We start from the raw sequence: 11668 nt of genomic DNA on the forward strand, positions 1-11668 counted from the left end.
ATTTCAACCCTTGAATACAAACTTCACTAAAAGGGTAATTAATATGATTTTTTCAAAACACTTTTTCGGATTAGGAATCCTTCTTTCGGCGTACAATATCGGTTACAGCCAGACGGAGGCCCCCAAACCATTGATTAAGGATATTTATACGGCAGATCCTTCGGCACATGTTTTCGATGGTCGCATTTACATTTATCCCTCCCATGATATTGAAGCGAATATCGCTCAGGACGACGATGGGAGTCATTTCGATATGCGGGATTACCATGTATTATCGATGGATTCTATTGGTGGTAAAGTTGTTGATCATGGCGTAGCCCTTGACATTAAGGACATTCCCTGGGCAGGAAGACAGCTATGGGCGCCTGATGCGGCTTACAAAAATGGCGTTTACTACCTTTATTTTCCAGTTAAGGACAAAAAAGACGTATTCCGCATTGGTGTGGCTACCAGCTCATCACCCACAGGGCCCTTCAAGGCGGAGCCCGAGCCTATGAAAGGAAGCTATAGCATCGATCCTGCCGTTTTTACCGATACGGATGGAACCAGCTATCTGTATTTTGGAGGCATCTGGGGTGGGCAATTACAGAGATGGAATAAGGGCCAATATAATGCTAACGGATCCAAAACTGACCTGCAAAATGACAAGGCTCCTGCTATTTCAGCGCGGGTAGCTAAGCTTAGCCAAGATATGAAACAGATGGCGGAAATACCCAAAGAAGTTGTAATCCTGGACCAAGCAGGGAAACCTTTATTGGGAGGAGACCATGACCGCCGCTTTTTCGAGGGAGCGTGGGTACATAAATACGAGGATCTATATTATTTCAGCTATTCCACCGGGGACACGCATTTATTGACCTATGCGACTAGCAAATCTCCATATGGGCCATTCACCTATCAGGGCGTTATAATGGAACCTGTAACGGGCTGGACCACCCATCATTCTATTGTAGAGATAAAGCAAAAAGATCAGAGCTCCAAGTGGTTTATATTTTATCATGATGTGGAGTTATCCGGTCAGACCCACCTCCGCAATATAAAGGTTCGGGAGTTGAAGCGCAACAGTGACGGCAGCATACAGACCATCAGGCCGTAACGGCCGAACCGGGCGGAAGACAGCCAGATTCTTCTTCCCGGCCCCATAATATTTCATTGGGCTTTCCTAGAAAAAGAGTTAGCTTGGTAGATGCTTAATAATTACGATCGAGTCGCTAGCTTTTACGATAGCCTGAGCCAATTGGTATTCGGCCGCGCCCTTATTGAAGTTCAGGAAAAACTCTTGGCCCATATTCCTGCCAATAGCCGTATTTTGATCGTTGGAGGTGGAACGGGCTGGGTATTGGAGACCATTAGCAACCTCCATCCTTCGGGGCTGCAGATCACCTATATAGAAATTTCGGCACAGATGCTGGAACGATCCCGTAAGCGAAATTATGGCCAGAATCAGGTAACCTTCGTGCATAGTGCGCTGGAGGATTACCCGCTACACCATACCTACGACGTTATTTTCACCGCCTTTCTCTTCGATAATTTCGTTCAGGAGCGTATCGACAGGGTCATGCAGCGCCTAGATGCCTGTCTGCAGCCTGCGGGTATCTGGCTTTTTGCCGATTTTCATCTCAGTAGCAACCATCCTCGTTTCTGGCAGAAATACCTGCACCAAATCATGCTCCTTTTCTTTCGTTTGCTCTGCCGGGTAGAGGCCACCACCCTTGTCCCCATGCATCCCATATTTACCAGTTACGGATATGCCATAACACATCGCTACAATGCCTTTGGGAGTTTTGTGATTGGGCTGGTGTATAGGAGAAAAGGGTAGTGTAATTTATTTGTAATATTCAAAAATTTATTCTACTTCAGCCTCTGCTATCTTTTTAACAAAAGCCAATAAGCCTAGACTAGATCCTGGTGACAGCATGGATTCCATTTAATACAGATTAATCATCGTTAGCATCATACAGAGAAATTGCCTCTAATTCTATCGGCTTAAAAGACATTGTAAGCTGTAACGGGTCTTGGGAATGAAGCGGAATATTCATCAGATCAGGATTTTAAACTTAAGAAAGTCACAGATTTCTGCCTTGGCGTGGAAGTTCTGGTTCTGACCTCATCTTCACCAAGCTTGTTGCTGGGGCCAACATAACCCTACCAGTAATGAATAGGCTATATTAGGAGTACATTTCCGCTATCTGCAATTTACATATTAAAAGCAATCTTCGTTGGAATTACTGAGAAGCCTGAATATAAATTCGCCAAGGAATCTATCATACATCATAATAATCTAAATCCATATTATCATAACTTTTCTCCAAAACTATAGCTAGTGATATATAGCTGTTCAATGAATTGTCATTAATAACAAATTGTAAATTTTTACCGAAACGATACAAATTCACCAGAAAAATAATTTATCTTTCGAATATATTTGTACCTGTCATGTCAAATACTAGCTATAATAAATTAAAAATAAATTAAGGATAACCTTCTCCATAACTTCAGGAGTCTAAATCAAAAGTAATTCTATGAAAACAAGGACAAAAAGCAATATCCCAGGACGAAAAAGAACTTATACTTCGCCTAAATTGAAAAAAATAGGTGAGATTTCTAGACTTACACATAGCAACGGAAGTCTGGACGCAGATGGTATGGGAAACTGGGATCCATGTTAATATGAGATGGAATAATTCGTACAATTTGCTAAGTTTTCGAAATAAAATGGTCTGTCTCTCTGATAGTGGATCGGATAAATTTTATAAAAATACCCTTCAAAGTAAACTACTTAGCACGTTTTATGAGGCCCAAGAATTAAGTCTCAATCAAATTACGGAGGCCTATATTGATAGCTATCCGGTACAGGAAATCATTGAGGCGGTCTATGGTTTAATAAGGGACGAGATAATATTACCAGACTCCCCTTTAAAAATCTCTTTGATTTGTACCGACCCTACATCATGTAATATTGACAAAACCAATTTAGTTGATTTTGTCAATATTACTGTGGATCCTAAACAGGCAGACCTGACCGTTATTATCATAGCAGATTTACTGAGTATTAACATAGACAAATTATTGGAGGTTCGAACCAAACTGTTCGCTATTATATGGACTTGCCGTAACGAAATTAAACTACTCCCTATATTTGAGACTTCTGATACAGTTTCCTTTTTTAGCTTTCTTCAACGGTTACAACGCATCTACTACAAGGATTTACTGATATTTAAGAGTAACTCAAAATCTATTCGTCATTCTGAAATTACGGAGTCCGTCAAACTTGTAGCCGATTATTTGCCACATTTTATTCAATCTGGTGAGTCCAAGCATACGCTGGTTATTTTCAACAGAAAAAAATTAGAAGTTCAGCGTATTGAGCTACCCCTCCCACTAGTTAATTCTTCATCCTTTTCTGTTTCAGATATTCTGGATAAACAAGGTAAGCCTGCTGATATTTATACTGTATATAGGCAGTTATCCTTTCATGTGCATGGATTAACGGGATTAATAAATACGTTCAGTTCCTATGTTACACCATTTGGTGGATGGGTAACGTCAGGAGGACCAATTTTTCGTTCAAATCTGATAAGTTCAGATGTATATTTTTTAAAGACGACAGCATCTGGGAATGGACTTATCCAGGAAGAGTCCGAGGCAAAGGCCTTCTGCGAAACATTGGAAAGATATTCTCAGATATTCCGAGAGCATGAAGATCAGTATGTGATTGATTCTTATGAGAATTTGCGCAAGGAAGCTATTCATCCTAACGAAATTCTGCTGTATAGTTCCAAGCAATATTCTCAAGGAAGTGCCAGGAATCAGATTGGAGAAAAACTGCAACCTTTCGATGAAAAAGCACCTATTGCCTGGTCTAGGATTGAAAATTCGCTAAATAACTCTTCCAAATGGATCCCTACCTCCATGCTATTCATGGGCGGGCCTCTGGATGATTCCCTTTCAGCATTTTTTTTTAAATGGATCACCAACGGTACTGCGGCCGGTGCAACCATGCATATGGCCCGTCTTCACGGTCTGTACGAACTCATTGAAAGGGATGCTTATGCCATTTGGTGGTATAACAGACTGGATAAAAAGGCTGTAGACATCAATTACATCTGCCACCTGCCCATCGTCGGACTCGCTTTAGAAGAACACCAAAAAGCGGGTAAAAATCTGTACGTTTTCGATATTACCCAAGATATCCGAATTCCGACAATTGCTGTCATTTCTGATTATCTGGAGGGTAAATTTATATTAGCCTGTGGCTCCAATATCAACTTCGATAAGGCTTGCATCAAAGCTTTCAATGAACTCAATCAGCTGTATTTGAACCAATTGAATAAGAAAAGTAAATTAAACAAATATCAGATACAAGAGACCGTTAATATTTTCAGAAACCATCAACCGAAGGCCCCCGCCTGGAACATCGACCCACTGCATATGGCTCTGGAAGATGAATTAAAAACGGTAGAATCGGAAATCAAAAAGCAAGGGCTAACTATCTTCTATAAAGACTTAAGTAGAAAGGACGTGCTATTGCCCGTTGTTAAAGCCATTGTACCCGGCATGAGGGATATGGACGCAAGGTTTGCCTCCGGCAGGTTATTCTCTGTTGTGCATAACCTGCAAGGTTTTACGCCTACAGAAGGCTCATTAAGAAATTTTGATTTGTACTGATGAAAGGTATAATAGGAACCATTGGCGCTGTTGAAGTATCGGAGCTCCAGAAGATGGGCATAAGTCTGGCACATAGAGGAAGCCCACGCATACAAGCTTGTGAAAATTACAGTCTTGGACAGCTAGACACATGCCATACAGTATCCCCATTCCATAAATTAGACATAACTGTCATTTCCGATAGCCGAATTGATAATAAATCCCAGCTCTGTAAAATGGCGGGAATTAACACACCATATACAGAGATTAGTGCCAATGAGCTCATCTTTACTGCTTATTCAAAGTTAGGTATTGCTTTTGCTGAACATCTGATTGGAGACTTTACCATAGCAATAGTAGATGAGCGAATCAAAAAGGTCTTTCTTATTCGGGATCATATGGGGGTACGCCCCCTTTATTACTTTTTTGAGGAAGGCAAATTCCTAGTCTTTGCTTCTGAGGCCAAAGCGTTGCTGACACTTAGCATCGCATCAAAAGGCATAAATAGGGCCAAGCTAGAAGAGTACCTCCACTGGCCCACCGACTTTAGAGCATATGGAAAGGAAACCTATTATGAGGGCATTTGTGCCGTTATCCCCGCTACAATCTTATCATTCGATCTCGATTTGTCAACCTGCGAAGAAATTTTTTACTGGAGAATTGACCCCAACCGGTTCGCTTATTTGACAAATACATCGCTGATTATCGAAGCATGTCAGAAGCTTTTTGAGCAAGCAGTTAACAGAAGACTTCAAAACCTGAATGGTGTTCATGTAAGTGGAGGCTTGGACTCAAGTTCCGTATATAAAGTAGCGGAAAAATTGGCCAGGCACAGACAGCTTTTTACAGTTCATTTTTTTCCCGACCACCCAGATTCGGATGAAAGGGAATTCGCTGAGCATGCAGTTCCGAAAAATCCGGAAAACCATTATGAAATTAGACGAAATACGGCCCCGATTAGCGATTTTGTGGACGTTCAAAGTTATATAGAAAGGCCCGACCCAAGTACTATACCCACTGCTACAAAAGTCCTACCCGAATTAAAATATTTCAAAAGAAAAGGAGTGTCGGTCATACTGACAGGACACGATGGTGATACCGTAATAGATACTGGTGGATCCTATTTAATAAAACTAATTACTGAGTCAAAATTCAGAAAGTTCAACGAATATTTCAGTAAAAACACAGAAGCATTACAAACGATTAAAACAGTATTATTAAAACTGGCATTGAAAAAAAAATACAATCAGGAAGGTTTATTTTCTTTTTTGAAATTGCTCACTGCTGCTGCTTCTCAGCAATTCATTTCCTTCCAGGAGCTAATTACTCTGGGCCTTTCTTATGTAAAAGGCCCTTTAAAGAATAAACTTTTCAGAAGAAATACAAATCGTATCAATAGGATAAATAAACGATATATACCGCACAACCTGGAAGAGTCGGTGCAAGATCATTTTAGTCGCATTTACTCTGGTGGTATGATAGAAATAAATGAAATTCTCAACCTATCCGGCGCCGCATTTGGGATTGAATATGCCCACCCATTCCTGGATAAAGATTTTATTGAATTAAGTCTGGCCTTACCCGAAACAATGAGGCTGGGACCAGAGGGAATGAATAGATACTATTTCAGAGAAGCAATGAAAGGAACCTTACCGGAACCTATTCGATTAAGAAAATCGAAGTCCTTATTTAACGTGGCCATTGCTTTGAACCTTATCAGCATGATAGATACTTACCTGGACGATGGAGCCTGTGACCTTGAATCGAAAGATCAGTTTATTAGAGGGCGGCGGGCTATCCAGAATACACTGCATGACCCTCGATCTTGTTTTAGAATTACAAAGAAATTTCAGAGAGCTCTGCTGGCCAGTATTTGGAAAACGGAGATAGAAACTAAGCCGGCGGATTCTTTATAAATGGATACTAATCATAATTTCTTTTTAATTGAATTTAGTAAGCTGCTGAAGGTTGATAAAAAGTTGTAATATGCAAGTAAGTAACAAAAATGTCCGCGCACTGTTATTTTCTTCGGAGGGCATTAATTCACTTTATTAAGGTGATTCAGGATTGTCGTGTCAATTTCAACTACCGTATTGCCCACCAGAAAATTCCGGTTTACTTCGAAATGATCAGCCAGCCTATGGGCAATAGCAGTAGCAGGAAAGCCTTTATGCCAAACATCCCTAACATAAGTGTATTATTCGTTTAAACCGCACAACGGGTTAATTATTTTACCCCGAGTAACTGTATCGCATCTTCCGTATTATGAATTAATATCTCATCGGAAGCAATTTCTGCAATTTTTAAACCATTAAGCTGATGTTCGTGAAGTTTCATATTGTCTGCAACTGCATTGGTCAATCATTTAGGCCCTTGCCTTCGAGAATTTTGGATTGTGATTTTTCAATTCTGGCTCTACGCGTTTTAGACTGTTGGGCCTGGGAAAAATATAGTAAATATCCCCTTTGCCTACCAGGAGTCAAATTGTTAAATGCGATTTCCAAAGCTTTATTATTTTCAAATGCCTGGCTTAGTTCTTCAGGCATATGATATTCTGAAGTTGGTTTCAATTCTACTTTCGTCCCGGCCTTTTCTAATTCAATAGCTTCTAAAAGATAGGTTTTGATAACTGATTTTAGTCCCAAAATTTCCTCGGCGCTTGTAAATCTTATCTGTCGAGCCATTTGCACATTTTCTGTTTGCCGTATCAAAATATTCTCGCTGTCCTTCAACAGAGCTCCTTTATGAAAAAGTAGCGCACAATAGTCCCTGAAACCGTGAATCAGAACTATGTTCTTGCCCATATATGTGTAGCATGGATGCATCCATTTAAAATCTTCAACAAGCTCCGTTTCCAAACAAATATTTCTTAAAATAACGGATTCTTCCTTCCAGTTTGTAATTCTGTTTAAGTAAATATCAACTTTTCCCATATTCAGATTGGATTATATCCGGTATAGATTTTTCTGGCTTCTGGCCTTAAATACCAGGATAATATGGTGGTGAATAATAATATGAGTGACGGCAAAGCATCCGTTAATGCTTGCCCTGCAGCAAAATGGGAAATAGCCGCTCCCGACATGGCAAAGCAGAAACCTGCATAGGCCCATTCCTTCAGAAGTGTAAGTCGTGGTAGAAGAATCGTAATTACACCTAATATCTTCCAGGTTCCCAGAATGGATAGCATATAAAGGGGATAACCTAATTTTGAAACAATTTCGTTATACCCTCCTATTTGTAACATCTGTTGAACCCCGCCAGCCAGCATTCCCACTGAAAGAAAAATAGTGGTAATCCAATAGATAATCGTTTTAGATTTATTCATTTTACAATCATTTTAAACGGATAAAACTTCTTCTATTCTGTTATGGGCCCAAGTAATACCTTGCCTAAAAGGTAATTTAAGATTTTCGTCTCTGTGGCTTACTGACTGATAAATAATCAGCTGCCTGAGATGGCTAGTTGACTCTGTCAGCTTCTTAAATTCATAAATTTCTAGTTGAACGCCGAAGGGCATGCCTTCCATTTCAAAAGTTCTTATGATTTTCTGATTCGGAATAAAATCGTGTATGACACCGTGGAACCCATACTGCTTACCTTTTTGATCCGTTGTTTGGAGCCGAAAACTACCATGAACACGAAAATCGTATTTTAGGACTTTCGTACCCATCCACTGTTCGATGAGTTCAGATTCCGAATAAGCTTTAAAAAGAAGGTCGACTGGCAGGTCAAAATTGCGCGTAATCACGATTTCTTGCTTACCATCTACTGCTACTATGCTCGTTTTAGGTTCCATACAATTATCTTTTCGATTGGTAATTTTTCATGACGGTTTCGAGTTCATTAAATCGTTCATCCCAAAACTTCCTGAAAGGATCAATGAATTCTGCTATATCTTTCATTCCATTCGGATTGAGATGGTAGTAAATTTCCCTCCCCTTCTGCTCTTGAAATAATATTTCGCATTCAGCAAGAATCTGAATATGCTTCGAAATAGTTTGCCTTGAAGATTCAAAATTATCGGCAATAGCTGTGGGTGTCAGCGCTTGAATCGCAAGCAATGATATGATGGCCCTACGAGTCGGATCGGCAATGGCCTGAAAGACATCTCTTCTTAATTTCATAATGCAGTTATTTAACTGCAAATATATATGCAATCATTTAACTGCACAAATATTTAACGAAAAACATAATTATTTTTTTGTGGCCACCAGCTATACCATAGTAAATTGACAACCTATGGTTAGATTAATATCCATGAAATCCCTCCCCCATACACAGTATTCATGAAAGATAATTTAGCCCCTGTCGCAACCCATTTATTTATATTTTAAAATTCCTACGGCCCCTTTATCGTCAGCCATTTCTACTTGCACTGGTTAGCACCTAACTTTTCATTTGTTCAATCTTTGTCAAATACTCCATTACTCTTAATTCAGTTCTGGCATGAAGTATTACCTTATCATCAAAAAGTGACTCCCTTAAGCTCCGATAAAGATGTACAGTATTTTTCAAGCTTTCCAGAAGTGATTGTCGTTCGTAGTTGGCTAGGGTGGTTTTCAAAATCATCAAGTCATTTTCATTTAGTTCCCTCTCTACTTTCCGAACACCCCGGGGCAACTTTCCATTCTTTATATGTAAGAGTGGCCCAAGAACGACCATTCTTATAAATCCAAAAAAATCAAACGCTTCAAAATATTCTCCCCGTCCAATTTTAAGTAGGGTGTAATGTATCCAGGTCCAAAATCGATCTTCGATCCACTGAAAGTCGGGTAAAGGAAATTGATGATCAGAGTGCTCAAAAGCCAATTGCAATAGACCTTCACGATCGAGTAGAATATAAGGGGTCTCAATTCTCGGATTCAACTCCGAGAGCGTAAGAAACTTTATATCAACATGAAGCAATGGATCGTCATACAAACAAATCAAAAGTCTGGGTTCACCTACATGTTCCCCTGTAAAGCAGGATAGAAGTGTACCAAACCGATTTGCCAAGTCTACCATCTTGGATTTATCATCTGAGATTTTTTCTTTGGTTACTAAAATCAAATCCAAATCAGAATATTCATCGATTTGGTTAGTCAACCAAGACCCCGCAGCCGCCAGTCCGAGGATACCTGGGTCATGAAGTAATTGTTGTTTAGCCTTATTTGCAAAATCATGTTGTATCATGGATGTTTGGATTTGGTATTCAACATTTATTTGAATGTCAATAGCGGCCGATTAATTAAGACACCGAAATCTCCCATTATGCAAAACCAAAGTAAGTCTTTCTGTTCAACCTGCTGATAGAAAGCTTATAATCAGACTATTGGATCATATATTTTGACACAAAAAAAGCCTCAAAAGAGAACTTTTTGGAGCCCATAATATAAAATCACTTCCCCAAGATATCTAACCGAAGCATAATAGATCTTAAATTTAAAGAAAAGGTTGGAACAAAGAATTACTTATTTACTAACAACCTAACCCATAAATGTGAGTCTCATTTTTTTAAATAAAATTCCAATAAATCTGTGGATACCCACTCTCCTCTCCAGATCAACTAATTCGAATCCAGCTACTTTACCCGTGGAGATATAATCAGAGACATGATGCGTATAGGTTTCTAGTAGGAAGAGATTATAGATATTTACCTTTCAGCGGTGCATCCATTGTTTACCAGCCTTCTTTTCGAATCGTTAAATACAATCTAATATCCAGGTTAAATTGGCTCTTTTTTAAGTCTCCTGATTATCCACAAGATTTTAGTGTAGGTATTAAATAAACCTCCTAAGGTTGGAAAAGCAAAGGCCGTCTCAAAAAATTGAGACGGCCAGTTTAGAACTAAAAATTAATAAAGATTAATGGACAATAACAAGATGTTGTGAACTTGATATTCCGTTTTTCAAAATTACTTTCAGAATATACTTTCCATTTTTTAAGTGACGAACATTGAGTCCATCCTTAGGGAATGAACCTGACTTATAAACAGGGCTTCCACCACTATTCAATATATATATTTCTTTCACATTCTCAGGGGAAATATTGATTCCTTGAACGTTATTAAGAAAAACTACATCCGACACTGGATTTGGATAAACTACAACTTTATTGTCAAAGGCTCCTTCGAACCTAATTGATCTAATGAGGCTGTATGCAAAGGTCTCATCCAAATCAACCATTTTTAGCCTATAATAATTTTGGCCATTCAGGGGAGCCACATCCTTAAAGGAATAACGAAGCAATTCTTTGCTTTCGCCACCCGCCTTAAGAGTAGCTATTTTGTTCCACTCTTTAGCATCCAAACTACGCTGAATCTCGAACCTATCTGTATTCGTTTCTTCAGTAGTAGTCCAATCAAGATTGGTCGAATTGGCTTCGGTCGTTACTGTAAAACTTTTTAAAGTTACAGGCAAGGTTGAGACGACACATAAATCAGTGGGTGCACCTAATATCGAGCAAGAGCCATCGGAATCCTCAATAGTGCTTATATCATTCCCAATGGTAAGATTAGGTGAAGGGCGACCTGATCCCGAATTATAATTAACAGCGTAAATATTATAATTACCAACACTCGCAGGAGCTGTCACGTTCGGAGTATCCCATACTGATATAATCTGGTCATTATTATCAGCTAGCACATACTTTGTCACAAAATCTGATCCAGTGCTGTTTCCTGATGTCGTAAGAGGCACAGATTCTCCCGGTAGAACGCAACCGCTAGTTGAAAGCGTGGTGGTACCTGCTGTACCTTTAAATTGAGGTGTCTGCATAAAATTATTACCTAAAGAGGCACATCCCATACTTGAGGTAGCAGTGATAATATAAGAAGTTCCACTTACCGCATTTTCAATTGCCCCTGTTGCCGAAAACGTTAAACCTGAAGGGACTGAAGAATAAGTATAATTAGGATTGTAAAAGTTAATAATATGTTTCGAATCCGATGTACAGGTTGCAGGGGCTATCACTCGTGCCGTTGGAGTCGGAGGAGTTGCATAGGTGGCCTGTTTCGTAAAAGTGGCAGAAGTTGCAGAACAAC

Annotated in this window: 11 protein-coding genes; 4 read left to right on the forward strand and 7 right to left on the reverse strand. The window is 39.4% G+C overall.

Translation table 11 applies throughout. The features are described from left to right. Nucleotides 1-43 precede the first annotated feature (43 nt). The 4 genes from X939_RS0106925 (at nt 44) to X939_RS0106940 (ending at nt 6563) form a co-directional block, all read left to right on the forward strand. On the forward strand, nt 44-1096 hold the full coding sequence (locus X939_RS0106925; protein WP_025762536.1) for a glycoside hydrolase family 43 protein: 1053 nt from the start codon (nt 44-46) through the stop codon (nt 1094-1096). 90 nt (nt 1097-1186) lie between these two features. Further along, the gene (locus tag X939_RS0106930; RefSeq protein WP_025762537.1) at nt 1187-1819 is read left to right on the forward strand and encodes a class I SAM-dependent methyltransferase; all 633 of its coding nucleotides are present in this window, start codon (nt 1187-1189) and stop codon (nt 1817-1819) included. A gap of 776 nt (nt 1820-2595) precedes the next feature. After that, nucleotides 2596-4668 carry a YcaO-like family protein gene (locus X939_RS0106935; protein WP_131694641.1) on the forward strand — a complete coding sequence of 691 codons (2073 nt, stop codon included), beginning with the start codon at nt 2596-2598 and terminating at the stop codon, nt 4666-4668. Beyond that, nucleotides 4668-6563 (forward strand): asparagine synthase-related protein, encoded by a 1896-nt coding sequence (locus X939_RS0106940; protein WP_025762539.1) that lies wholly within the window; start codon nt 4668-4670, stop codon nt 6561-6563. The genes X939_RS0106935 and X939_RS0106940 overlap by 1 nt, the downstream gene beginning before the upstream one ends. A 310-nt stretch (nt 6564-6873) precedes the next feature. Here the strand turns inward: X939_RS0106940 and X939_RS24005 are convergent, their stop codons facing one another. The 7 genes from X939_RS24005 to X939_RS0106975 form a co-directional block, all read right to left on the reverse strand. Then, nucleotides 6874-7008 carry a hypothetical protein gene (locus tag X939_RS24005; protein ID WP_262485429.1) on the reverse strand — a complete coding sequence of 45 codons (135 nt, stop codon included), beginning with the start codon at nt 7006-7008 and terminating at the stop codon, nt 6874-6876. Then, on the reverse strand, nt 7005-7580 hold the full coding sequence (locus X939_RS0106950; RefSeq protein WP_025762540.1) for a YdeI/OmpD-associated family protein: 576 nt from the start codon (nt 7578-7580) through the stop codon (nt 7005-7007). The genes X939_RS24005 and X939_RS0106950 overlap by 4 nt, the downstream gene beginning before the upstream one ends. 2 nt (nt 7581-7582) lie before the next feature. Then, a complete protein-coding gene (locus X939_RS0106955; RefSeq protein ID WP_025762541.1) occupies nt 7583-7972 on the reverse strand; it encodes a DoxX family protein in 390 nt (129 codons plus the stop codon). 12 nt (nt 7973-7984) lie between these two features. Continuing rightward, nucleotides 7985-8443 (reverse strand): SRPBCC domain-containing protein, encoded by a 459-nt coding sequence (locus X939_RS0106960; RefSeq protein WP_025762542.1) that lies wholly within the window; start codon nt 8441-8443, stop codon nt 7985-7987. A 4-nt stretch (nt 8444-8447) separates the two neighbouring features. Next, a complete protein-coding gene (locus X939_RS0106965; protein ID WP_025762543.1) occupies nt 8448-8771 on the reverse strand; it encodes an ArsR/SmtB family transcription factor in 324 nt (107 codons plus the stop codon). 262 nt (nt 8772-9033) lie between these two features. Beyond that, nucleotides 9034-9819: a hypothetical protein gene (locus X939_RS0106970; RefSeq protein WP_025762544.1), complete on the reverse strand. Its 786-nt coding sequence runs from the start codon at nt 9817-9819 to the stop codon at nt 9034-9036. Nucleotides 9820-10490: 671 nt separating this feature from the next. Next, nucleotides 10491-11668 (reverse strand): T9SS type A sorting domain-containing protein (locus X939_RS0106975; protein ID WP_025762545.1); only part of this gene is annotated, 1178 nt, incomplete at its 5' end.

The organism is Dyadobacter tibetensis Y620-1, from assembly GCF_000566685.1.
GTDB classification, from domain to species: Bacteria; Bacteroidota; Bacteroidia; order Cytophagales; family Spirosomataceae; genus Dyadobacter; species Dyadobacter tibetensis.

What these genes read in the sequence shown, in the direction of transcription:
- X939_RS0106925 (WP_025762536.1), top strand. Translation starts at nt 44, where the DNA reads ATGATTTTTTCAAAACACTTTTTCGGATTAGGAATCCTTCTTTCGGCG.
- X939_RS0106930 (WP_025762537.1), top strand. Translation starts at nt 1,187, where the DNA reads ATGCTTAATAATTACGATCGAGTCGCTAGCTTTTACGATAGCCTGAGC.
- X939_RS0106940 (WP_025762539.1), top strand. Translation starts at nt 4,668, where the DNA reads ATGAAAGGTATAATAGGAACCATTGGCGCTGTTGAAGTATCGGAGCTC.
- X939_RS0106950 (WP_025762540.1), bottom strand. Translation starts at nt 7,580, where the DNA reads ATGGGAAAAGTTGATATTTACTTAAACAGAATTACAAACTGGAAGGAA.
- X939_RS0106955 (WP_025762541.1), bottom strand. Translation starts at nt 7,972, where the DNA reads ATGAATAAATCTAAAACGATTATCTATTGGATTACCACTATTTTTCTT.
- X939_RS0106960 (WP_025762542.1), bottom strand. Translation starts at nt 8,443, where the DNA reads ATGGAACCTAAAACGAGCATAGTAGCAGTAGATGGTAAGCAAGAAATC.
- X939_RS0106965 (WP_025762543.1), bottom strand. Translation starts at nt 8,771, where the DNA reads ATGAAATTAAGAAGAGATGTCTTTCAGGCCATTGCCGATCCGACTCGT.
- X939_RS0106970 (WP_025762544.1), bottom strand. Translation starts at nt 9,819, where the DNA reads ATGATACAACATGATTTTGCAAATAAGGCTAAACAACAATTACTTCAT.